This window comes from Neobacillus massiliamazoniensis (assembly GCF_001048695.1).
Taxonomy (GTDB): Bacteria; Bacillota; Bacilli; order Bacillales; family Cytobacillaceae; genus Neobacillus; species Neobacillus massiliamazoniensis.
The window spans coordinates 187365-211670 of the sequence record NZ_CVRB01000002.1 but is presented as its reverse complement, the minus strand read 5'-3'; the positions used below and the strand labels follow the sequence as shown (position 1 = coordinate 211670).

The following is a 24306-nucleotide window of genomic DNA, read 5'->3' as shown; positions in this document are numbered from 1 at the left end:
AGCCCATGTTTAAAAATACTAAAAATGATTATGTCGGATGGATGGTGTTAATGGGTGTCATCATTCTCCTCCTTGAAATACTATTTTTCAACAGAGGGCTTATCTTTTCCCTTTTTATCTCTAGTGCAATGATTTACTTAGGCCGAAAAAAATTGACAAAAAAACGGGGGAAAATACTCTTTTTCGGTGGGATCGTCTTTACTTTAATCAGCATCTTAAATATGTTGACATTTAAATTTATATTGTTAGCGATTTTACTGCACTTTTTTATTCAATATTTAAAATCAAAGCGAAATCCCCGAAAAATGCAACCTGAGTTTAAAGAACCAGTTCATATACAACAAAAGGAAACGATGATTTCGACTAAGCCATTTTTTGAAAATCACTTTTTGGGCCAACAAAAAACGCCAAATAGTGTTTACGAATGGAATGATGTGAACATTCAGACAGGAATTGGCGATTGCGTCATCGATTTCAGCTATACACTGCTTCCACAAGGGGAAACCGTTATTTTTATTCGGAATATGATCGGAAATATCCAAATTCTCATACCATATGAAACAGAGGTAAGTATCCATCATTCTTGTGTAGTAGGATCCGCGAATGTTTTCGAAAACCATTCTTCGAAAATGTTTAACCAAGTAATCCAGTTGAAAACACCAGGATATGAAAATGCCGAGCAAAAGGTAAAAATTTTTACTACGCTTTTGGTAGGGAATTTAGAGGTGAGCCGGATATGAGCACAACACAGCGGCAAATGATGTGGAGTGTCGGCTTGTCTTTTGTGATTGCCATCGCGGTGGCGGCGATTTTTTTTGTTGTCTTCCCTTTGTCTAATTGGTCTAGTCTTTGGGATCGAAATTTTATGGGGATTCCCTTTATCATTTTTATCCCGGCATTCAGTATCACTGTTGGTATTTTCATTGGCGCGGTTTCCGGCATGTTTTGGAGAAGGCAGCTGTTTTTTCTTGACCAGTCCTTGCATCAACTTGAGGAAGGAAAACAAACCGAGATCGATGAAAGACCAACGATAACGGAAATCCAAACTATTGCGAAACGTATCGAGAAAATTGGCAAACAAATGTCAGAACAAGCCAAATTATCGCAAAGGTTAGCTACCGAAAAAGTAGAGGACCAGGAAGCAAGGATCCAGGAAATTATCGAGCAGGAGCGGAACCGCCTCGCTCGCGAGCTGCATGATTCGGTCAGTCAGCAATTATTTGCGGCATCGATGATGATGTCAGCCATTAATGAAACGAAACAACAGACAACAGAGACACTTGAAGACAAGCAATTAAAAATGGTGGAGGAAATGATTCATCAATCACAGCTTGAAATGCGTGCGCTGCTTCTTCATTTGCGTCCTGTTGCCTTGAAGAATAAATCGCTCAAGGTAGGAATTGAAGAGCTTTTAATCGAATTATCTCAAAAGGTGACGATGGATATTCAATGGAAGGTTGAAGATTTCCCGCTTGATAAAGGAATTGAAGACCATCTGTTTCGTATTCTGCAAGAATCCATCTCGAATACTCTCAGGCATGCAAAAGCTAACAAGCTTGAGGTGCTGATGATTAAAAGGGATGACCTAGTTATTTTACGGATTGTTGATGACGGAATTGGGTTTGAGGTTAACAAAACAAAAGCCGGCTCGTACGGAATGCAAAATATGCATGAACGCGCTCTTGAAGTCGGTGGTACACTGAAGATCATTAGTGTGAAAAATAAAGGAACTCGGCTTGAGGTAAAGGTTCCGGTTATGATGAACGGGGATGGTGGAAATGATTAGAGTGGTATTTGTTGATGACCATGAGATGGTACGGATCGGAGTTTCTTCCTATTTGTCGGCACAGCCTGATATCGAAGTGGTCGGTGAAGCGGGAGATGGAAAAGAGGGTGTTGAGCTTGCCCTTAAGCTTCGTCCCGATATTATTTTAATGGATTTAGTCATGAAAGAAATGGACGGGATTGAGGCTACAAGGCAAATCATCGAACAGTGGCCGGAAGCTAAGATCATCATCGTAACAAGCTTCTTAGATGACGAAAAAGTATACCCGGCACTTGAGGCTGGCGCTACTAGCTACATGCTGAAAACCTCAAAAGCAAGTGAAATTGCCAATGCCGTCCGCGCTACCTATCATGGCCAATCTGTCCTTGAACCGGAAGTAACCGGAAAAATGATGGTTAAAATGCGGCAAAAAGCACAGCACCTGCCGCATGAGGAACTGACAAGTAGAGAACTAGAGATTTTATTGTTAATGGCAGAAGGCAAGACCAATCAGGAAATTGCCGATGAACTGTTTATTGCACTGAAAACCGTAAAGACCCATGTCAGCAATATCTTAAGTAAGCTGCAGGTACAGGATCGCACCCAAGCAGTTATATATGCATTTAAGCATTCTCTGATAAAGTGAAACTTCCATCAGTGGGGGACTTCATCCCGGCTGATGGTTAGTTGAACCAATCGGGCTTTTACGGGCAGTTAACCCCCACTGATCTTCTTCGCTTCTCTCTCAATCTTGAGGTGGGGTTCTTATCTTATTGCCCGTTAATGCGGGACGAAGTAAAAAAGGGCTATAGTAGTCCTTTTTTTTATGCCCAGAAAAAATTCCCTACTATTCAGCGAACTTGTCTCATAGGTTTAAAGGGAAGGATTGGGGGAATCAACAAATGGCGATTTACTACAGAGGAATCTTTTTTTTGGCGGCATCTGCTTTTTTAGGAGAAGGGATTGAGTTCTTTGTCAATATGATTTTGGCGAGGGAGTTAGGTAAACATGGCTTAGGTATGTATATGTCCATCCTGCCGTCGATTTATTTGATTGTTCTCCTCTCGAGCTTTGAGCTGCACATATCTATTTCGAAATTTATTGCAGAAAAAGAGGAGCGGTTTCATCGAAACATTCTTTATCATGCGATCACCATCACGATTGTTTTTACAAGCAGTTTATTGCTGGTAGCTACAGTGATGATGCCTTTTATTCCGATATTTAATTCTTATCACCCTTATTTAAGATGGCTCATCCTAATCCTAATTCCAGTTACTACCTTTATGTCTGTTGCCAGAGGATACTTTATGGGTGTGCATCATATGGGGAAAATTGCTGTCTCCAATTTTCTAAGGAAAATATTTCAACTCGCCGCATTATTCCTGTTGTTTCGCTTTTTCCACTTTAATACAGAAGCGGCACTATTAATTGCCATAGCAACATTAATAGGAAGCGAAGTCGTTGTGTTTCTATACTTAATCCTCGAATTCGTTATTCAATTTCAGCAGATGAAGCGTCATCCTTTTTCTAACTTAAATCGAAAGGTTGTCCGCAAAAATTTAATGTCTGTTTCGATTCCAACGACAGTAATGCGCTTGTTTGCCGCTTTAACAGGTGCGATACAGCCGTTTTTAATCAAAGCAGTATTGGTTCGGTCCGGCCTTACCGCCACAATAGCAACGGAACAATATGGGATGCTGATGGGAGTGGCTATAACGATAGGATTTTTTCCTGCCTTTATTGCTCATTCCTTAATGATTGTCCTGATTCCGGCCGTTTCAAAGGCTTACTCTGAAAAAGATTATCCTACCATGCAGAAAATGCTCCACCAAGTAATCATGCTGACTTTCTTATACGGGGTCCCGGCTGTTTTTCTCTTCTATATTTTTGCCGATCCATTATCATCGTTATTCTTTCATTCATCTACAGCTTCCGTATTTTTGCAAATGCTATGGCCATTCTTCTTATTTCACTATTTTATCATGCCGCTACAGGCCATCTTAATTGGTCTTGGGCTTATTAAAGATTCGTTTATTCATAACATTTGGGGAACAGTGATTGCTTTTTCTATCATTTGGGTATTAGGATCAAAGCCAGAATGGCGGATGGATGGGATAGTAATCGCTATGAATACGAGTTCAATATTAATCGCCCTTATGCATTATTTAACCATCTGTAAGAAAATCGGAGTATTCTCAAGCTCTTTTATTCAAAAACAACAAAGCAGCAATTAAAAAAGGCCGTTGGTAACGGCCTTTTTTCTAGTTTAATCATTTTTAGAAAGAATCCCAAAAATGCGGAGGATGCTAAGGAATAAATTAATAAAATCCAAGTAAAGACTTAACGCAACGAGTGGAACATCTTCCTGACGAACTCCTTGACGCTTTATCATGTTAAAATCAAAGAGAACGTAGCCGCTGAATACCATAACCCCGATAAAAGAGTAAGCAAGCATCCCAGTTGAGCTTAATGGCCAGATTAAATTAAAAATAGAAATAGCGACCATGGCAAGTAATGCTGCTAAAAGGAATCCACCCAAGAACGAGAAGTTCCGTTTTGATTTTGTTGCATAGATTGCAATGCCTGTAAAGACAACCGTTGTACTAGCAAACGCGAGGATAACCGTATTTGCCCCGGTGGTAGCAAGATAATAGGCGACAACCGGATACAAGGTGATTCCTGATACAAAGGTAAAGATATATAGGAATGGATATGAGATTGCCTTTTTTCGCCTAAAGATGAAGGCGGCAATGAGCATCACTGTTTCAATAATGGCTAAAGGTAAAAATAAACTAGGCGGTACGTATACCCCAGCCATTGTACCAAGGAATGCAAAAGCAAGCGAAAGCGCAAATGTTCTTAAAACAGATGGCATAAATTCAGTTGATGTTTGTGGATACAATTTTTTCACCTCAAATTATTTTCTTATTAAAGATATACGATGAAGTGGTCAAGAAGTTTCATTTTTTCTAAAAATATCTTTGTCTTCTCTTAATAAGTCTCGAATTTCAGCGAGAAGCTCCTCTTTTCGGTCAATCTTCTCAACGACCGGTGCCGCTTCTTCCTTCTTTGTAAAACGATTAATAAATTTAACAAACAGGAAAATTGAAAAGGAAATAATGAAGAAATCAATGATGTTTTGAAGAAAGGCACCATATTTTAAATTTGCATTTCCTACTTTTATTGCAAGGTTGGTGATATCGTGCTTTCCACCTGTTAATAAGCTAATCAATGGCATAAGAACGTCTCCTACGAGCGAGGAAACGATTTTCCCAAATGCCCCTCCAATAATAACCCCGACAGCCAGATCAATGACATTGCCTTTAATTGCAAATTTCTTAAATTCATCCCACATCTAGTGCTACCTCCAAAACTATTAAGTATCTGATATTTTACACTTTATACTTACTATTTTTCAATTCTTTTATGATATTAACTATATTCTTATTGACTTGAATGAGGTATCTTTCTGATTTTTTGCAGCTAATGTAAACAGTTTAACGTGCCCGAAAATGGCGAAAGCCTCCTGAACCGGTCAAATTAAACAGTTTAACGTACCCGAAAATGGCGAAAAACTCCTGAACCGGTCAAATTAAATGGTTTAACGTGCCCGAAAAAGGTGAAAGATCCCCAACTCGGTCAAATTAAATAGTTTAACGTGCCAGAAAAACACGAAAGCCCCCAATCAGGTCAAATAAAACATTTTAATGTAAAAAACGGCCACTAAAATAAATAGTGACCGGTCTCTTTAAAACTCATATATTAAAAAGCCCAATTTCCTTTTCTAAACACTGGCTCTGCTTTACCGTCAGCTGTAATTCCGTCGATGTCCATTTCAGCTGAGCCAATCATGAAATCGACGTGAGTGAGGCTATTGTTTAGCCCGTTTTCTTGTAATTCCTCGGAGGACATTTTCTTGCCGCCCTCGATACAGAAAGCATAGGCGCTTCCAATTGCCAAATGGTTCGATGCATTTTCATCAAATAGGGTGTTGAAGAAAAGAATGTTTGATTGTGAAATAGGTGAGTCATACGGAACAAGAGCGACTTCACCAAGATAATGAGATCCTTCGTCGGTATCAACAAGACGTTTCAGAATTTCTTCGCCTTCTTCAGCTTTTACCCCAACAATTTTTCCGTTTTCAAAAGTAACCGAAAAGCGGTCGATGATATTTCCACCATAGCTAAGCGGCTTTGTGCTTGCTACTGTTCCGTTTACACCTGTTTTAAATGGAACGGTGAATACTTCTTCAGTTGGCATGTTGGCCATAAATTCAATACCATTTTCATTAACACTTCCAGCTCCAACCCAGATATGGTTCTTCGGAAGCTCAATGGTTAAATCGGTTCCAGGTGCTTTATAATGAAGATTTGCATAACGCTTTTCGTTTAAATAATGGACCTTTTCATGAAGGGTTTCATCATGCTTTTTCCAGGCTTCCACAGGGTTTTCAAGGTCAGCACGAGTGGCTTTAAAAATAGCATCCCAAAGCTTGTCAACTTGCTGGTCGCTAGGAACATCCGGAAATACCTTTGCAGCCCAGGCAGGTGAGGCGGCAGCGACGACTGTCCAGCTAACCTTGTCGGATTGAGCTGCCTGACGATACTTCGCTAATGCTTTACCTGCTGCTTTATTGAAATTAGAGATGCGCTCAGGATCGATACCCTTTAATAAATCAGGGCTTTGCGAAACAACTGCCATAAACGCTGCCCCTTTATCCACTAAATCATCTCGTTCTTTAGCACGCCATACAGGGTATTCATGAAATGCTTCATCAGGAGCTAAATCATATTTGGTTCTCGCCACAGTATCATCATTCCAATCAACAATGACATTGCTTGCCCCCGCTTCGTATGCATTTTTTACAACTAAACGAACAAACTCAGCAGCATCAATGGATGCGCCAACATATAATATTTGTCCCTTTTGAATGTTTACGCCCACCTTAACGGTAAGCTCTGCATATTTTTCTAAGTTCTTTTGAAAATCACTCATATTTTTGTCTCCTTTACCAAAATCTTCATTGTCTATTGTAGCTTTTTTTAGAAGAAAAAGAAAATTAAAGAAATGGCTGTGTTAAAAGTCATTGTTGATTTTTGAAACTATGTTGATTGGAGCGGAAGACGCGAGATCCTCGAAAATGCTATCGCATTTCCTTCGTGCGGTGTTAATTCAAAGATGCTGATTCAACGTCCTGCGGGAGTACGGGGCAGGGGAGACCCCACAGGCGCTTAAGCGCCGAGGAGGCTCCCCGGAACGCCCGCGGAAAGCAAGCGCCTGAAGCGCAAATCAACAGGCAAGTTTAACATAGCCAAAGAAATAAAAATACAGTAAAGATATTCATCTTTACTGTAGCTTAGAACCGTATACTTTTATATTAAAATAAACACCTGCGGAAAATAATGCAACGAATGTTATAACGCCTGACAATGAAGTTGGAGCAAAAAATTGTGACCAATCCATCATTACCACCGCCTTCGGGGAATGTAACCTATACATATTTATTATATTATTAAAAGAGATAAATATGAACATTTTAGTACAATATTACAAAAAATATTTGTACGCAGATAAAAAATGGACCCTTAACAGGATCCAAGAGTAGGCTTTTTTTCAAACAAATTATACATAACCCAATACATACCGGCACTGCATAGTGCGAGGACAGCGAGGACGATGAACGTCCAGCCATATCCAAACCAGACTGTCATCGGAATGGAGAGGGGTGCGATGGTCCGGCTGATGGTAAATCGTAGACTTCCTGCTGCAAAATATTGTCCTCTCATATTCTCCGGGGCAAGCTTGGAAACAAAGCTTTGCTGCAGCCCCGCCGCCATTAACTCAGCAAAAGTGAATATGGCCATCGCCATCATGAGTCCCCATAGCCAATGGGTTTGACTAAAGAAAATAATGGAGATCGCATACATGATGGAAGATAGGACAAACACATTTCGTTCTTTATATTTGGTCATCCATTTCGTCACGAAAACAGTGAACAGAGCAACGAGGAAGCCATTTTCAGCAAGTACAATCCCAAATGCCTGTTCACCAGTGACGGTAAATACCCAGTTACCAATAGAAAATAACTGTTCGTTTTTGATAAAGTCTTTAATATAAACCGGAATTAATAAATCCATCTGCATAAATGTCTGCCCGGCCAAAACACCAGCAAGAATAAACAGAAGAAACGTTTTGTCCTTAATAATAATCGAATAATCCCGAAACTGGTTTTGTAAAAAATAATACCATTTTCCATTAGGAGTAAGTGTCTTTTGTAATGGGGCTGTTTCTCTGGTCCATTTTGATAGAATCATTCCGAGCAAAATACAGACAATGCCAGCGACAAGCATGACTCCGAATCGATAGCGAACATAGAATATCGCACCTAAAATAGGACCAATGACAACCGCAATATTAAGGGATGTATAAAAAATCGCAAATACATGGCTTCTGTCTTTTTCCTCGACCACGTCTGCTACCATTGCTTGGCTTGCAGGCCAATAAAAGGCGCCGAATACTCCGGCAAATGCAAAGGAAATGAATCCAATCCATGGTGAATGAAACCAAGGAGAACTAGCAATAGCGAAGGTTAAGAAGGAGAGTCCTTGTCCGATGGAAGAAAGCACCATCATTCGTTTCCTTCCAAACCGGTCAGCACAATAGCCGCCCATTAAGTTAGCTAATACAGAAAACACTTGAGAAAATACTAACAAAATGCCCGCTTTATTTTTACCAAATTCATCTGCAAAATAAATTGTTAAGAATGGAAAAAACATCCAAAAGGTAATATTCATCATGGCTTCGGCAAATAAGCGAACCTTTAGATTCTGGTCCCAATCTCTAATTTTCATAATTTTTCCCCGTTTCAAAATTTTCATAGTGCCTTACCATCATACTACTGGAATGGAAAAAGTTTCAACAATTAAAAAAGGTGTCAGGCACCAGTGTGCCTGACACCCATTTGGGACGTATGCTATAGTTAACATACGGAAACTTGAAAGGATGTATTTAATATGGCAAAAAGTGTTGTAATTGCTGAAAAACCTTCTGTCGCACGTGATATTGCACGTGTATTGAATTGTAATAAAAAAGGAAATGGGTATCTTGAAGGCGATAAATATATCGTTACTTGGGCACTTGGACACCTAGTCACACTTGCTGACCCAGAAAGTTACGATGTGAAATATAAAACGTGGAATTTAGAAGATTTACCTATGCTACCTGAGCGTTTGAAATTGACAGTCATTAAGCAGACTGGAAAACAGTTTAATGCTGTTAAAAGTCAACTGACTAGAAATGATGTCAATGAAATAATCGTGGCTACAGACGCAGGGAGAGAGGGAGAATTAGTCGCACGTTGGATTATTGACAAAGTAAAAGTTAATAAACCTATTAAACGTCTATGGATCTCATCTGTTACTGATAAAGCTATTAAAGACGGCTTTGCTAATTTGAAGAATGGTAAAGCATATGACAATTTATATGCTTCAGCTGTCGCACGTTCAGAAGCTGACTGGTATATCGGTCTTAATGCCACACGTGCATTAACAACCAGGTTCAATGCTCAGCTAAACTGTGGTCGTGTTCAAACACCTACTGTTGCGATGATTGCAGCACGTGAGGACGAAATCAAAAACTTCAAAGCACAAACATATTATGGTATCGAAGCCCAAACAACAGACCAATTAAAGCTTACATGGCAAGATGCAAAAGGAAACGGTCGCAGCTTTGATAAAGAGAAAATCGATGCGATTGTGAAAAAATTAGGTAAACAAAATGCCATTGTAACCGAAATTGAAAAAAAGCCGAAGAAGTCTTTTTCTCCAGGTCTTTATGATTTAACAGAATTACAACGCGATGCGAACAAAATCTTTGGTTACTCCGCAAAGGAAACGTTAAACATTATGCAAAAGCTGTACGAGCAACATAAAGTCTTAACGTATCCTCGTACTGATTCACGTTACATTTCCTCAGATATTGTAGGAACACTTCCAGAACGCTTAAAAGCATGTGGAGTAGGAGAATATCGTTCATTAGCTAATAAGGTCTTAAACAAGCCTATAAAAATTTCTAAAGCATTTGTTGATGACAGTAAAGTATCAGATCACCATGCCATCATTCCAACAGAAAGCTATGTAAACTTCTCAGCCTTCACAGATAAAGAGCGGAAAATATATGACTTAGTCGTAAAACGATTCTTAGCAGTACTATTCCCAGCATTCGAGTACGATCAATTAACGCTTCGTGCGAAAATCGGTGATGAGAACTTCGTTGCTAGAGGAAAAACCATTTTAGCGATTGGTTGGAAAGAAGTATATGAAAATCGCTTTGAAGATGAAGAGGCTACAGATGATCTGAAAGAACAAATTTTACCTCGCATCGAAAAAGCCGATACATTAAACGTGAAACTAATCGCACAAACATCAGGTCAAACAAATCCACCTGCACGCTTTAATGAGGCGACATTGCTTTCGGCAATGGAAAATCCTACGAAGTATATGGAGACGCAAAATAAACAACTTGCAGACACGTTAAAATCGACTGGTGGACTAGGTACTGTTGCTACACGTGCAGACATTATTGACAAGCTATTCAATTCATTCTTAATCGAAAAGCGTGGCAAAGACATTCATATAACTTCTAAAGGTCGTCAATTGTTAGATTTAGTTCCTGAAGAGCTAAAATCGCCTACTTTGACAGCTGAGTGGGAACAAAAGCTTGATCAAATTGCTCATGGCAAGTTGAAAAAAGAAGTGTTTATCAGCGAAATGAAAAACTACACAAAAGAAATCGTTGCTGAAATCAAAGCAAGTGGGAAAAAATACAAGCATGAAAACATTTCTACAAAAAATTGTCCAGACTGTGGAAAACCAATGCTTGAAGTGAACGGCAAAAAAGGCAAAATGCTTGTGTGCCAAGATCGTGAATGTGGACATCGTAAAAATGTCGCACGCGTCACAAACGCACGCTGCCCACAATGCCATAAAAAACTAGAGCTACGTGGCGAAGGGGAGGGCCAAATTTTTACCTGTAACTGTGGATATCGTGAGAAGTTATCCTCATTCCAAGAACGCCGTAAAAAAGAATCTGGTGGTAAAGTGGATAAACGTACTGTACAAAAGTATTTGAAAAACCAGCACAAAGATGAAGAACCTGTGAATAATGCGTTGGCAGAAGCATTAAAAGGGTTGAAATTGGATTAACACCATACTTAAGGGAGGGGCTTGAATAGCCCCTCTATTTTAATTCAATTAACTGGTCAAGAGCCCAGGTTTGATTCTAAATAGCTTTTATTTATTATTAAGGTAAAGTGCTATTGCACTAAAATTTGGAAAACTAGTTGACAAAATATTTTTTCAACATATAAAATTAACACAATAAGAATTTTCTGAAATGGGATGATGATTAATGAAACATTCAGGGACAATTCCATATTCAAATTTTTTTATAAATGAGGCTGGACTCCAAATCTAATGTGATAAGGAATCCGGCCTCTTTCTTTATTATGCTAAAGTAGTAGAGGTGAGAAAGGTGATTATATTAACAGGAGAAAGTTTAACCCTTAAGCAAATGAATGACCTTTTGTTTCATAACCAAAAGGTCAAGGCTTCCGAGAAAAGTATGGAAGCGGTGCAAAAGAGTCGTGAAGCAGTAGAAAGAATTGTTTCTGAAGGAAAAGTAGTTTACGGAATAACAACTGGTTTTGGAAAATTCAGCGATGTATTAATTCCAAAAGAACATGTTCAAGACCTACAGCTTAATTTAATCCGTTCCCACGCATGTGGCGTCGGTGAACCATTTCCCGAAAATGTTGCAAAAGCAATGGTTCTGCTTCGGGCAAATGCACTTTTAAAAGGATTTTCGGGAATCAGACCACTTGTCATTGAAAAGCTTCTGGAATTAGTAAATAGGGATATAATTCCTGTCATTCCTCAACAAGGCTCACTTGGTGCAAGCGGGGATTTAGCTCCACTTTCCCATCTGGCATTGGTGTTGATTGGCGAGGGAGAGGTCTTTTATAAGGGGCAGAAAATGGATTCACTTGAAGCATTTCAACAGGAAGGAATTCTTCCGGTCATTCTTGAGGCAAAGGAAGGTCTAGCCCTTATCAACGGGACTCAAGCTATGACGGCAATGGGTGTAGTGGGCTACTTGGAAGCTGAACAGCTTGCCCAAGAAAGTGAGTTAATTGCGTCCATGACTATAGAAGGATTAAATGGAATCATTGATGCCTTTGCTGAAGAAGTGCATGTGGCTAGGGGCTATCAGCAGCAAGTAGATACAGCCGCAAGAATCCGTCGTTATTTAAGTGATAGCCTGTTAACGACGCAGCAGGGAGAGCTTAGAGTGCAGGATGCCTATTCACTTCGCTGTATCCCTCAGGTTCATGGTGCAACTTGGCAGGCGCTTGATTATGTGAAAGAAAAACTTGAGATTGAAATGAATGCAGCTACCGACAATCCGTTAATTTTTGAAGATGGTGAAAAAGTCATCTCTGGAGGGAACTTCCACGGACAGCCGATTGCTTTTGCGATGGACTTTATGAAAATAGCGGTTGCAGAAATGGCGAATATATCGGAAAGACGGACTGAAAGATTAATAAATCCCCAGCTAAATGATCTGCCGCCATTCTTAAGCCCAGAACCAGGCTTACAGTCCGGTGCGATGATCATGCAATATGTCGCCGCCGCACTCGTATCGGAAAATAAAACATTAGCCCATCCTGCAAGTGTCGATTCGATTCCATCTTCCGCGAATCAGGAGGATCATGTCAGCATGGGAACGATTGCGTCAAGGCATGCCTACCAAATTATTCAAAACACGAGAAAGGTTTTGGCGATTGAGTTGATTTGTGCGATGCAGGCAGTGGAATACCGTGGTGTGGAAAAAATGGCAAGTCAAACGAAGAAATTTTATGAAAAAGGAAGAGAATGGGTTCCAACCATAAATAAGGATCGGATTTTCTCTAAAGATATAGAAAAAGCGGCAGAAGGTTTAAAAGTAATGGAAATGTCTCAGATTTTGCAAACACTATCTATGTGAAAAGGGCGTGATTAATCACGCCTTTCTTCATCTTCCGATCTATTTTTAAATGCCTCTCTCGTAACGATGAACTCTTCATCTCCAGGTGCACCCTCATTATGCTTTTTTGAAATGCTGTTTTTCGGAAATTCTCCGGGATGGTTTTTCATTTTATGATTAAAATGTTCTCCACGCGCCAAACATAACACTCCTTTCGTTATCAAATGTAGCATTCCCCTACATTTGAAATTTATTAATAAAGTAGAACTTGATATACTTATCATAGTATAAATAGGAAAAAGGAGGCGGAAAATGGATTTATTTCACATCGTATCAGAAGATCGAATTAAAAAAGCGTATAGAGATGGAGATTTTAATCATCTCCCTGGCTATGGTAAACCCTTGCAGCTTGAGGATTTATCCGGGATCCCGGAGGAGTTGCGGATGGCGTATAAGTTGATGAAAAATGCAGGTTATACAGAAGAAGAAAGCAGTCTTAGACAGGAAATGATGACCATCGAAAGCCTATTGAAAAAATGTGATGACAGTGAAAAAGACGACCTCCAAAAGAAATTAAATGAAAAGATGCTCCGATTTAATCAATTAATGTCAAAGCGCGGTGTACAAACAAACTCGTCCTTATTTAAGAACTATCAGCTAAAAGTACAAAATAAGTTGAAAATATAGTTTCCAAAAATATAAAAAAGCTGGCGAGATGATGTTAAATCATTCTTTGTCAGCTTCTTGTTTTTCCGGATTTACCGGTTTACATACCCTGTCGAGAAGATAACCGAAAAATACCATAAAACCAATTGGAATCGAGTAATTTAAAACATGAATAATAGTCATAAAACAGCTCCTTTATTATTTTCTAAATATTAATAATATTTTGTATATTTATATGTTGTTTACATTATATGCTATTTGTCACATTTTAGACAAATATTACTATTATAAAACTTCTCGAATTTTCTCCCATTTATTCCAAGAAGGATTTTTTATCTTTGTAGCGTACTAATATATAAGGTTAAAAATTTTTTAACGCACTCTGAATATCACCATGGGAGTGACATGTGCATGAACAAACAAAGTGAAATGAATTATGAGATTCTCTGTATCGGTGGAGCAAATGTTGATCGGAAAATACAGACCATTAATCAGCTAAAATTTGAAACATCAAACCCGGCATCTAACACGGTGTCATACGGTGGAGTTGCCAGAAATATTGCAGAGACTTTAGGTCGCTTAGGGATAAATACCGGTTTGTTGGGATTTGTAGGAGCTGATTTTGAAGGGGAATGGCTGCTTAGACATACAAAGAAGTTCGTAGATATAAATCCAACAGAAATTATTCAGGGGAAAGTGACGGGAACCTATACGGCGGTACTTGATCCAGATGGACAAATGGCCATTGCTTTTGCAGATATGGCGATTTACGATGAAGTAGAAGCACAATTTATTGAAAAAAAGTGGCATCACCTTAAGAAGGCAGAAATCGTTTTACTTGATATGAATTTTCCAAAGGATTTGATTGTTGAGGTGATTGAACGATGCAGTCTGGAAAAAAAACAAGTCTGTATCGCTACAGTCTCTGCCCCCAAGGTTGAAAAACTGCCTGAAGCTCTTGATGGTGTCACGTGGCTAATTGCTAATCAAAAAGAGGCGGAAGCAATCGCAAAAATAGAAATCACGACAGAGGGAGATTTTTTTAGAGCAGCCGAAATGATTCTAAAAAGAGGTGCGGAAAGAGTCGTCATCACAAGGGGAGAAAGTGGTTTAATATATTTCACGAAAGCAGGAGAAGCAGGCGCATTATTTCCTCCTGAAATTCCTGTTCATGATGTAACTGGGGCAGGAGATTCACTAATTGCAGGCATCTTATTTGGTTATTTAAAAGGGTTAAGCACAGAAGACGCATGTAAGATAGGGATTTCTTGTTCCATGATTACCATTCAGTCCAATGAAACAGTCAATCCATTATTAAATCAACAAGTTCTTCTTGAAACCTTTCAGAAGTATTTCTGCCTCCAAGTGAATCAAAGATAGAGTATTTTGAAATAGGAATCTAGGTAGTATCTACTAAAAATATGTAAAAAAGGAGGGAATTCGACTTTATTTCCCTTCTTTTTTTCATTATAACTCCACTCTAATCGTGAATTTATCTGAAAAAATTAATAAAAATTGATGAATTTTGTCGAAAAAAATAGTTCGAAATATTGAAAAAAATGACAAAAAACAACACACTACTAAAATTTTACTATATATAATGAACATATACATTGTGATTAAGGATTTTGGCCTATCAATTTAAGAGGTTTGTTTCTTTTGAAACAACAGAAAAAGGCAAACCTTTTGAAAAAAAGGGACGCAAAGCTACGGATCTAAGGCATTCTACTCGAAGCTATGATGGCCGGGCTGCCTGGGATACGAAAACGTATTTTAGGGGGAATTTTAACATGAAAACGACGAATGGAATCGATGGATTGGACTTGGAATGGCTAGCCCTTATTATCGAAGCTATGGAGCTAGGTATTTCGAAGGAAACAGTTCGTGACTATCTACATACGAGCCAGTCCACAGAATGTTTAATGGAAAAACCTTAAGGTGAATACATAATGAAATTTGAAACAACGGAAAATTCAAAATGGCAAATAAAAATCAGAAAAAAACCCCAATAGCAGGGGGAAAATTAAAAAGCATTCTACAAAAAATCCGACTTTGTAGAATGCTTTTATAGTTTATTATTAGTCCTTGTTATGAATACGCCACTTATTAAATTCGAGAAAATCCCGAAATTGGTCCTTTGAAACTCCAGAATTCATTGCTTCTTTTACGATGCTAATCCAGTCCTGATCTAATTCCTCTAAATTGATACTTTCATGAATTAAATAATCAATTGGCACATTTAAGACAGAAGCTATTTTTTCGAGAAACTGAATGGAAGGATTTCGTTGAAGATTTCTCTCAAGAGAACTAAGATATGATTTAGCGACTCCTGCCTGATCAGCAAGTTCTGATAAAGACATTCTTTTCTCTAAACGTAGTTTTTTTACTCGTTCACCGATCATTGAGTCTAATTCACCTACTTTTTTGTATTTACATAATAATCTTACCAAAAAGATTGGGGAAGTTCCATATTACAAAATTGATAATTGTATAACAAAAATGAACAATTGGAATGAAGTCTTTTTGATTTACAACCAGGAGCTTTGAAAAAGTATCAAAATCGCGATAATATAAATATTGTATATTCTAATCATTACTATAAATTGTTTAGATATTTAATTTAAGGCTCTGTTAAATTTCCTGTTGATTTCCGCTCCAATTAACATAGTGGCAAAATCAACAATGAGCTTTAACATAGACTAATTTAAAGAACCTTCATGTTCTGTATTCATAAAAATAAAAATAAAGGTTGGGAAGAAAATGATTGTACTTAAATCACAACGAGAAATTGACGCAATGAAACAGGCGGGAGAAATTCTTGCCGCTTGCCATAGAGAGATTGCAAAACGGATCAAACCAGGTATTACAACATGGGAGATTGAAGAATTTGTTGATGACTTTTTAAAGAAAAATAATGCAACCCCAGAACAAAAAGGCTATAAGGGCTACCAGTACGCAACATGTGCCAGTATTAATGACGAAATATGCCACGGCTTTCCTAGAAAAGAGCCGTTAAAAGAAGGCGATATTGTAACCATCGATATGGTGGTAAGATATAATGGTGCATTAGCAGATTCAGCCTGGACTTATGCTGTTGGGAAAGTTTCTGAGGAAACCGACCATTTATTGAAGGTTACCAAAGAGGCATTATATAAAGGGATTGAACAGGCTGTTGTCGGCAATCGAATCGGAGACATTGGTCATGCCATTCAGACATACGTTGAAAGCGAAGGATTATCAGTCGTTCGTGATTTTATTGGACATGGGATAGGGGCGGTAATTCATGAAAAGCCAGATGTCCCGCACTATGGACTTCCTGGAAAAGGATCACGGATCAAAGAAGGAATGGTTTTCACGATTGAACCAATGGTGAACATAGGACGGTATCAATCGAAAATGGATGACAATGGTTGGACAGCACGAACCATTGATGGCAAGTACTCTGCACAATATGAACATACTCTTGCAATTACGAAGGATGGCCCAGTGATCCTAACGAACCAGGATTAAATGGAAAATTGCCAATCTGCCAGTTCAATGTTTCAAAAAATAAAGTGGCTGTCCTATAAGGTGACAGGCACCACTATATGTACTAAGTTCATGATATTTTTTCCACAATGTTGATTGGAGCGGAAGGGCGCTCGACTCCTCGAAAATGCTACCGCATTTCCTTCGTGCGTGGGCGGATTCATGGATGTAATTCAATGTCCTGCGGGAGTACGGGGCAGGGGAGACCCCACAGGCGCAATAGCGCCGAGGAGGCTCCCCGGACCGCCACTAGAGCGGAAATCAACAGACAAGTTTAACAGACCATTAATAAAAGGAGGGTGCCCCTAAGTTTAATTTGGGACACCCTCTTTCATCTTTATTTTTTCCTCAAGCTACCAAGCTCCTCTACGAGTGCCTGCATTTCACTTGGGCTAAAGGAGCTTTTTCTTTGTACCATTTCATAAATCTCTTTTAACTCTTCATACATTTCTTCGTCAAAATGGGATGGTTTAATCGCTCCGAGGTTTAATACTTTTAATTTCTCTTTTATTTTTTCAATCATATATTCGACATTTTCAGTTGATTTTTGTGATAAATTCACTCCGATCACCCTTTCCAAATTGTCCAGCTCCAGGCGCCATCGGCTCGAGGTCACAAGTCAATCCGTCCAAAAGGTTAAAAAGCAACCTTTCGGCCGGCTCGTCTTGCGCTTGTTGCCGATAATCGGGCGCCTTCCGCTTTTCTTTCATAGAACAATCTTTTCATGTTAAAAAGTATATGTCAATACAAACCTGATTTTACATATTGGATTTCATAAAATCGGAATTCTTCCGGGAAAGACTTGCAAGGAAAAGTGGCATCAAGCAAAATGGAAGAGAAGATTTTTTTAAAAAATTCATGGAAACTGCAGAAAAATAGAGAATAATAAGAAAGGGAAGGTTAAAAGACATATGAAAAATCATTTTTGGCGTGGAATGCTTCTAGGAGCAATTGCCGGCGGTGCTTTAAGCTTATTAGATAAAGGCACTCGTCAGGCAATGAAGACAAATGTTTGCAAAGCTTCTAGTAAGATTTCGTACATCGTAAAAAATCCTGGAGATGTCACAAAAAAAGTAAAGGAAACTGCCGAAAATTTCAAGGCAACCTTTGAACAGATTAGCGAAGACATATCCTTTATGACAGAGAAAGTGGATGAATTAAGAGATTTAACCCCCCAGGTAACGGATATTCTGAAGGAAACAAAAGATACCTTTACAAAGAATGAAGAATCGAGTCTATTTGACGAAGAGAAAGTAAGTCATTAAAGGAGAGGTGGAAATGGGAAAAGCAGGGGAAGTTCGCTTCTCTTTAATTAAACTGTTTTGGCATCGGATTGAGGAAGATGACATAAATGGACTGAGTGCCCAATTGGCTTATTTTTTTCTGCTCTCGCTATTTCCACTTCTTATTGTTTTATTTACGCTTCTTCCATATATCCCGATACCACACGAGGATATGCTTTATTTAATCAAAAGATTTGCACCTGATGAGGCATTGGATTTAATTGAAAAAAATGTAAATTACATAATGAGCAACCGTAATAGCGGATTACTTTCATTCGGGATTATCGGCACGATTTTTGCGGCTTCTAATGGAATTGATGCGATTGTTCGAGCGTTTAATAAAGCCTACGATGTAAAGGAAACCCGCTCGTTTATTGTTGTAAGAGGAATGGATATTCTTCTGACATTTGGGATGATTTTGGTGTTAATCTTGGCTATTGTTATTCCTATTTTTGGAAGGGAAATCGGGGTGTTTCTTTTTTCATTGTTGGGTTATTCATCCCAATTCTTAAAGCTTTGGAACGCATTAAGTTGGCTAGTTAATGCGATTATTTTATTGTTAATTTTTACAGGGCTTTATTGGATTGCACCAAATGTAAAATTGCGCTGCAAAAGTGTATTTCCTGGAGCAATTTTTGCCACTATTGGCTGGATTATCTCTTCATTAGGACTTTCCTTCTATGTAAGGAAAATAAATGACTTTTCATTTATGTATGGGAGTATTGGAACGATTATTGTATTAATGACATGGCTTTATTTATCTGCTTACATCATTGTTATTGGCGGAGAGATTAATGCTTTTTATAGTGAAAAGAATCGGAAAGGCTGCTAATTATTCCCTTTATGAAAATAGGTGATCTGTCCAAACTATAATTGGGGGATGCCCCTATTTTTTAATGGGAGGTTCACATCATGACGAAAAAAACAAAAAAAGATGGCGGCACAAAACAAAAAGGAAATAAGAGTAATCCAAAACATAAAACATCAAGTTCTGCAAACGGCTCTAACGGGTATCATTAAATAGCTGTTTGACTAGCACTTGAACTGGACAGTTCTAAAGACCAATAAAAAAAGACCGGGAGCCTCCCGGTCTTTATGATCTTAGTAATCGAAGACTGTTCAGAATAACAAGAATAGTACTTCCTTCATGACCGATAACCCCATATGGGAGATCGAGTACTTGAAAAAAGTTGGATGCGATTAATAGCATGATTACGGAAATGGAAAATACGACATTCTGTTTAATGATTTTGTTCATCCGCTTTGAAAGGTTAATCGCTTCGGCAATACGAGGTAAATCATTCTTCATCAGGACGATATCCGCGGTTTCGAGCGCAACATCGGTACCTTCCCCCATCGCTATCCCAATATTAGCAATGGCTAGAGCCGGTGCATCGTTGATTCCATCGCCTACCATAGCCACTGTTTTATATTTGGTTTTTAATGTTTTAACATGCTCTACCTTTTCTTCAGGGAGACATTCGGCAAAGTACTGATCCACATGGCTCTCAGCAGCAAGCACCCTAGCTGTTTTTTCATTATCACCTGTTATCATAACCGTATGAATGCCATGCTTTTTCAATTGTTCAATGGCCATTTTTGATTCAGAACGCACTACATCCTTCAATGCAATCATTCCGGATAATTCGCCATTGATTTGAACATAAACAAGCGTATTTCCTTCACTGGCGAGATTTTTTGCTTTGCCACCAGCAAAGGCTTCTGCTGCCTCTTTTCCTACAAAATCAGCTTTGCCAATTTTCCATTGTTCACCTTTTATTTCGGCCATAATGCCCCACCCGGCGACATCCTCAAGACGGTCAGGATGAAAAAGTTCCTTTTCAAGATGAAGCTTTGCATACTTTACAATTGCCTGAGCAAGTGGATGATTGGAGTGTTTTTCAATGGAAGCAACCTTCCATAATAAGTTCTCTTGATTCAGTCCCTCTTTGGCAAGTATTTCTGTAACTTCAGGCTTTCCTTTTGTCAGGGTTCCAGTCTTATCAAAAGCAATGGCTTCCAAATGACTTAGATTTTCTAAATGGACCCCTCCTTTCACCAAAATCCCATGCTTAGCGCCATTGGAAATTGCTGAAAGAGTTGCTGGCATAATCGATGCTACTAGGGCACAAGGAGAGGCAACAACCAATAAAATCATGGCACGATAGAATGATTCATGCCAGCTCCACCCAAGCAAGAAGTGTGGAATGAAAAACATCAAGAAGACAACTGCGAGCACAACTTTCACATAGGTACCTTCAAAGCGTTCTATAAAAAGCTGCGAAGGTGATTTTTCACTTTGGGCCGATTGAACAAGTTTAATAATTTTGTGAAAAAGGGTGTCAGTACTCATCTTTGTTACTTCGACAGTAATCGCACCTGTTATGTTCACGGTACCGGCAAACACTTCCGCTTGATTTCCTTTGGAAACAGGGAGAGATTCCCCAGTAATAGCAGCTTCATCGATGTTCGTATTTCCTTTAATGATGATACCATCTGAAGGAACCCGTTCCCCAGGCTTAATCAAAATGTGATCTCCGATTTGAAGCTCTGACACATCTACCCGTCTATCAGCACCATTTGTCACAAGGAGTGCTTCTTCCGGCTGTAACTCCATTAAAGATGAAATCTCCTTATGGCTTTTATTCATAGTGTAGGTTTCTAGTGCGCCACTCAAGGCAAAAATAAAAATTAAGATGGCGCCTTCTGACCAATAACCAATAATGGCGGAGCCAACAGCTGCAAAGACCATCAGCATTTCCACATTTAGTTCTTTATTTTCAAACGTTGCCTCGATCCCTTCCTTTGCTTTAGCAAATCCACCGATGACAAATGCCAACAAGTAAGCAATTATTGATTGTGCCTCTAGATTATATTTATCCATGAGCCAGCCAGCTGCAATCAATACCCCACTTAGTACAGCAGCAATCAGTTCTGCATGAGGCTTGATTTTTTCAATAAATCCAACATTTTGAATATTTCTTTCGCTTCTTTCGATTGTTTTTGCTTCCATACTCATTTTCTCCCCTCCGTTTTTTACTTAAAAATATCCGTGTTTCGTTTCTCCCCTAATTGATAAAAAGAATCATATTCATTACCCCTAAAAAACACGAAAGCTGTCATCAGAGATGACAGCAAAATTTTACAAATCAAATGAAATATTATTTTTTTTAGTTTACCACATATTATATGTATCTTTAAACAAAAATGCTCCACAATTAATAATGTTCCTTTACGGTTCGATTGGTGTTTTTTCCAAAAGTAAAGATCATGAATGATAAAACGAGAAGTACCGTACTAATATTATAAAAAAAGCTGATATGTTGAAAAAATTGAATAAACAATCCGCCGATAATCGGTCCGCTTAAACTTCCTATGCTAAAAAAGATACCGCATAACAAATTTCCAGTCGGCAATAAGTCTTTCGGAACTAAGTCAGTCATGTAGCTAATCCCAAGCGAGAAGGTTGAGCCGACAGCCATTCCAGAGAAAAGGAAGACTAAACATAAACCAATAAATGAATGTTCGAGAAAGCTCGCGGCAGAAAAGCATAAAAATCCAATGAATAATACGGTTATTAGTACCTTTCTGCGACCGTAAGAATCACCCAACATTCCTAAAGGAACTTGGGTCAAAATAGTGCCAATGGCAAATGCGGATAAAACGAGTGACACGTTGGAAATATCCATATTCATTCTTAAGGCATAAACGGGAAAACTACCATTTAGTGATGACTCTAAAAAGCCATACGATAATGGTGGTAAAAAGGCAATCCACCCATATTTCATTGCTTGTTTAAACCTTTTAATCGTCTGAACAAATGAATTAATCTTCACCTCTTGGTCAGGGTGTTCATTTTTCAGGGTGAACGTAAAGAACCATCCGCATAAGCAAACTATGGATGAAATAATAAAGGGGAGGGCTTCATTTACACGTACCAATGGAGTTAACAAAGGTCCGGCTGCAAATCCGATTCCGAAAAATAAGCCGTAATAGGCAATGTTCCTTCCTCTTTTTTCCACGGGTGAAAAGGCAGTAATCCAGGTTTGCGTCGCGAAATGGAGGGTGTGGTCACCAATTCCAATAAATAGTCGCAGGAAAAACCAAAACCAAAACGATTGCCACAACGGAAATAACGCAAGGGAAGCAATAACAATTCCTCCACCGACAATGATCATCGGTTTATACCCGTATTTTCTTAATGGAATCTCCATAAAAGGAGAAACGAGCAGGATTCCAATATAAAGAGCCGTTGCATTGAAGCCATTAAGTGATGACGAAACACCGTTTTTTTCAAAAATAACGGCAATAAGCGGCAGTAGCATCCCTTGTGAAAAGCCTGAAATGGCAACAATGCTAACGAGTATCCAAAAACGAAAAGCATTCTTGTTCATAAAATTAATCCTCGAGTCTTATAATTACATATCCTAAATGATGGTAACGGGAAAAAGGGATATTTGCAAGCAAAAAATTCAGAAAAAACGGCACGGTATGATTGTTTCTCTGTTTTGGGAATGATAAATGAGAACGGAGGGAATGTGGTTGACAAACAAAATTTTTATGGTCATGACATTCAGTGGCGTCCCGTTATCCATTATCGGAACACTGATGAACTGGTCAAATATCCTCTTATTTTTTCTATATTGCATAACGATTATTGCGCTAGCGAGCTATATGGGGAGAGCAACGGAAAGTCTTGCAATTGTGGCGGGGCCAAGGATTGGTGGATTGCTGAATGCAACCTTTGGAAACGCAGTGGAGTTGATCATTTCCATTTTTTCCTTAAAGGCAGGGCTGGTTGGCGTAGTGCTTGCGTCATTAACAGGCTCAGTCCTCGGGAATTTACTTCTTGTCGCAGGCTTATCCTTTTTTGTAGGTGGATTAAAATACAAACGACAAGAATTTAATATTTATGATGCAAGGCACAATTCAGGACTCCTCATGTTTGCTGTCATGATTGCTTTTGTCATTCCCGAAGTTTTTTCGATGAATTTGACTAAGTCGAAAACTCTTACATTAAGCATCGGGATTTCTGTTATCTTGATCTTTCTTTACTTAGCAGCTTTATTTTTTAAACTCGTTACCCATCGAGGTGTGTATCAGCATGAACGGGAAACAGAGGAGCGTGAAGAACCGGAGTGGGGAAAAGAAAAAGCGATCGCAATCCTTGCCATTGCAACGAGCATCGTCGCGTATATTTCCGAACACCTTGTCCATACCTTTGAATTTGTTGCCTCAACCTTCGGGTGGACGGAGCTATTTATCGGCATCATCATCGTTGCCATTGTGGGAAATGCTGCTGAGCATGCCTCAGCAGTACTAATGGCTTATAAAAATAAAATGGACATTGCAGTCGAAATTGCTATTGGCTCAACACTGCAGGTAGCGATGTTTGTCTTACCAGTACTTGTATTGATTTCGCTTTTTTTTGAAAAATCGATGCCTTTAATTTTTAGCTGGCAAGAGCTAGTAGCTATGGCTTCTTCCGTCCTTCTCATGGTCGTAATTTCAAATGATGGTGAATCCAATTGGTTTGAAGGCTTAACCTTAATCGCTGCTTATGTCATTATGGGAATTGGATTTTTCTTATCATAATAAAAAGAGGGTGTTCCAAATGCGGTTGACACATTTGGAACATCCTCTTTTTTTACAATTTCACATGTACTTAAAGAGCATCCTGCTTTATTTGAAAAGCTTAATTCAAAGAATACGGGTCAAATCAATCGCTTCTCTTTGGGACCATCAATCACCAACCTTCATGTTTAAAAAGAATAGGTAAAACACGAGTGTTGAATATTAAAAGACGTATATCCCAACCTCCTTAATAATTGATGTTAGCAGATTGATTAACTGCCCTCCTTTATTAAAAGGTTAAGTTTATTATAAACTAAAATTAAATTTTTGTAAATATTCTGATTTTTACATTTTTGTTACTTTTACAGTAATGATGCAGATAAGGAAATTTGTAATTGGTAAATGGATAATATTTATGAACTCCGAAAAAACTATGTTCATACTGCTTTAATCTATAATCGTGAAAGG

General features: G+C 38.6%; 23 protein-coding genes and 1 riboswitch. Of the genes, 13 read left to right on the top strand and 10 right to left on the bottom strand.

Annotated features, from left to right (window positions below; genetic code table 11):
- The first annotated feature begins 5 nt into the window (after positions 1-5).
- From liaF to BN1082_RS08990, 4 genes are all read left to right on the top strand, one after another.
- A complete protein-coding gene (liaF, locus tag BN1082_RS09005) occupies positions 6-740 on the top strand; it encodes a cell wall-active antibiotics response protein LiaF (RefSeq protein ID WP_090633535.1) in 735 nt (244 codons plus the stop codon).
- Positions 737-1786, top strand: a complete 1050-nt coding sequence (locus BN1082_RS09000) for a sensor histidine kinase (protein WP_090633533.1) — start codon at positions 737-739, stop codon at positions 1784-1786. The genes liaF and BN1082_RS09000 overlap by 4 nt, the downstream gene beginning before the upstream one ends.
- The gene (locus tag BN1082_RS08995; RefSeq protein WP_090633532.1) at positions 1779-2411 is read left to right on the top strand and encodes a response regulator transcription factor; all 633 of its coding nucleotides are present in this window, start codon (positions 1779-1781) and stop codon (positions 2409-2411) included. Before BN1082_RS09000 ends, BN1082_RS08995 begins: the two co-directional genes overlap by 8 nt.
- A 256-nt stretch (positions 2412-2667) precedes the next feature.
- Positions 2668-3999, top strand: a complete 1332-nt coding sequence (locus BN1082_RS08990; RefSeq protein WP_090633530.1) for an oligosaccharide flippase family protein — start codon at positions 2668-2670, stop codon at positions 3997-3999.
- A gap of 32 nt (positions 4000-4031) precedes the next feature.
- On the opposite strand, the gene BN1082_RS08985 is transcribed toward BN1082_RS08990, so the two are convergent.
- From BN1082_RS08985 to BN1082_RS08970, 4 genes are all read right to left on the bottom strand, one after another.
- Complete coding sequence (locus BN1082_RS08985) at positions 4032-4667, bottom strand: Bax inhibitor-1/YccA family protein (RefSeq protein ID WP_245640370.1); 636 nt, start codon at positions 4665-4667, stop codon at positions 4032-4034.
- A gap of 48 nt (positions 4668-4715) precedes the next feature.
- Positions 4716-5120 carry a large-conductance mechanosensitive channel protein MscL gene (gene mscL / locus BN1082_RS08980; protein WP_090633528.1) on the bottom strand — a complete coding sequence of 135 codons (405 nt, stop codon included), beginning with the start codon at positions 5118-5120 and terminating at the stop codon, positions 4716-4718.
- A gap of 407 nt (positions 5121-5527) precedes the next feature.
- Complete coding sequence (locus BN1082_RS08975; protein WP_090633526.1) at positions 5528-6760, bottom strand: aminopeptidase; 1233 nt, start codon at positions 6758-6760, stop codon at positions 5528-5530.
- A 590-nt stretch (positions 6761-7350) separates the two neighbouring features.
- Positions 7351-8616, bottom strand: coding sequence for an MDR family MFS transporter (locus BN1082_RS08970; protein WP_090634912.1), 1266 nt, complete (start codon positions 8614-8616; stop codon positions 7351-7353).
- A gap of 162 nt (positions 8617-8778) precedes the next feature.
- Here BN1082_RS08970 and BN1082_RS08965 point away from each other — a divergent pair, with 162 nt between their 5' ends.
- Positions 8779-10968, top strand: a complete 2190-nt coding sequence (locus BN1082_RS08965) for a DNA topoisomerase III (protein ID WP_090633525.1) — start codon at positions 8779-8781, stop codon at positions 10966-10968.
- 328 nt (positions 10969-11296) lie between these two features.
- Complete coding sequence (gene hutH / locus BN1082_RS08960; protein ID WP_090633524.1) at positions 11297-12808, top strand: histidine ammonia-lyase; 1512 nt, start codon at positions 11297-11299, stop codon at positions 12806-12808.
- 11 nt (positions 12809-12819) lie between these two features.
- Here the strand turns inward: hutH and BN1082_RS27395 are convergent, their stop codons facing one another.
- Positions 12820-12987 carry a hypothetical protein gene (locus BN1082_RS27395; RefSeq protein WP_176699716.1) on the bottom strand — a complete coding sequence of 56 codons (168 nt, stop codon included), beginning with the start codon at positions 12985-12987 and terminating at the stop codon, positions 12820-12822.
- Positions 12988-13099: 112 nt separating this feature from the next.
- Here BN1082_RS27395 and BN1082_RS08955 point away from each other — a divergent pair, with 112 nt between their 5' ends.
- Positions 13100-13474 (top strand): DnaJ family domain-containing protein, encoded by a 375-nt coding sequence (locus BN1082_RS08955; protein ID WP_090633522.1) that lies wholly within the window; start codon positions 13100-13102, stop codon positions 13472-13474.
- A 39-nt stretch (positions 13475-13513) separates the two neighbouring features.
- Here the strand turns inward: BN1082_RS08955 and BN1082_RS28520 are convergent, their stop codons facing one another.
- Positions 13514-13636: a hypothetical protein gene (locus BN1082_RS28520; protein WP_281177002.1), complete on the bottom strand. Its 123-nt coding sequence runs from the start codon at positions 13634-13636 to the stop codon at positions 13514-13516.
- Between the two features lie 228 nt (positions 13637-13864).
- Between BN1082_RS28520 and BN1082_RS08950 the strand changes: the two genes are divergently transcribed.
- Positions 13865-14833: a carbohydrate kinase family protein gene (locus BN1082_RS08950; protein WP_245640369.1), complete on the top strand. Its 969-nt coding sequence runs from the start codon at positions 13865-13867 to the stop codon at positions 14831-14833.
- A 286-nt stretch (positions 14834-15119) separates the two neighbouring features.
- A riboswitch (cyclic di-GMP riboswitch) is annotated at positions 15120-15210 on the top strand.
- A gap of 33 nt (positions 15211-15243) precedes the next feature.
- Positions 15244-15390: an anti-repressor SinI family protein gene (locus BN1082_RS08945; RefSeq protein WP_090634910.1), complete on the top strand. Its 147-nt coding sequence runs from the start codon at positions 15244-15246 to the stop codon at positions 15388-15390.
- Positions 15391-15531: 141 nt separating this feature from the next.
- Here BN1082_RS08945 and BN1082_RS08940 read toward each other — a convergent pair whose 3' ends face one another.
- The gene (locus tag BN1082_RS08940) at positions 15532-15855 is read right to left on the bottom strand and encodes a helix-turn-helix domain-containing protein (RefSeq protein ID WP_090633518.1); all 324 of its coding nucleotides are present in this window, start codon (positions 15853-15855) and stop codon (positions 15532-15534) included.
- Between the two features lie 358 nt (positions 15856-16213).
- Between BN1082_RS08940 and map the strand changes: the two genes are divergently transcribed.
- Entirely contained in the window at positions 16214-16963 is a 750-nt protein-coding gene (gene map, locus BN1082_RS08935) for a type I methionyl aminopeptidase (RefSeq protein WP_090633516.1), read from the top strand.
- A 355-nt stretch (positions 16964-17318) separates the two neighbouring features.
- Here map and BN1082_RS08930 read toward each other — a convergent pair whose 3' ends face one another.
- Positions 17319-17543 (bottom strand): DUF1128 domain-containing protein, encoded by a 225-nt coding sequence (locus tag BN1082_RS08930; RefSeq protein WP_090633514.1) that lies wholly within the window; start codon positions 17541-17543, stop codon positions 17319-17321.
- Between the two features lie 349 nt (positions 17544-17892).
- Between BN1082_RS08930 and BN1082_RS08925 the strand changes: the two genes are divergently transcribed.
- Together BN1082_RS08925 and BN1082_RS08920 are read left to right on the top strand one after the other, a co-directional pair.
- On the top strand, positions 17893-18246 hold the full coding sequence (locus BN1082_RS08925; RefSeq protein ID WP_090633512.1) for a YtxH domain-containing protein: 354 nt from the start codon (positions 17893-17895) through the stop codon (positions 18244-18246).
- Positions 18247-18259: 13 nt separating this feature from the next.
- On the top strand, positions 18260-19096 hold the full coding sequence (locus tag BN1082_RS08920; RefSeq protein WP_090633510.1) for a YihY/virulence factor BrkB family protein: 837 nt from the start codon (positions 18260-18262) through the stop codon (positions 19094-19096).
- A gap of 261 nt (positions 19097-19357) precedes the next feature.
- Here BN1082_RS08920 and BN1082_RS08915 read toward each other — a convergent pair whose 3' ends face one another.
- Both BN1082_RS08915 and BN1082_RS08910 read right to left on the bottom strand, forming a co-directional pair.
- The gene (locus tag BN1082_RS08915; protein ID WP_090633508.1) at positions 19358-21283 is read right to left on the bottom strand and encodes a heavy metal translocating P-type ATPase; all 1926 of its coding nucleotides are present in this window, start codon (positions 21281-21283) and stop codon (positions 19358-19360) included.
- A 199-nt stretch (positions 21284-21482) separates the two neighbouring features.
- On the bottom strand, positions 21483-22658 hold the full coding sequence (locus tag BN1082_RS08910; RefSeq protein WP_090633507.1) for an MFS transporter: 1176 nt from the start codon (positions 22656-22658) through the stop codon (positions 21483-21485).
- 148 nt (positions 22659-22806) lie between these two features.
- Here BN1082_RS08910 and cax point away from each other — a divergent pair, with 148 nt between their 5' ends.
- Positions 22807-23859, top strand: a complete 1053-nt coding sequence (gene cax / locus BN1082_RS08905; RefSeq protein WP_090633505.1) for a calcium/proton exchanger — start codon at positions 22807-22809, stop codon at positions 23857-23859.
- The last annotated feature ends 447 nt before the right edge of the window (positions 23860-24306 follow it).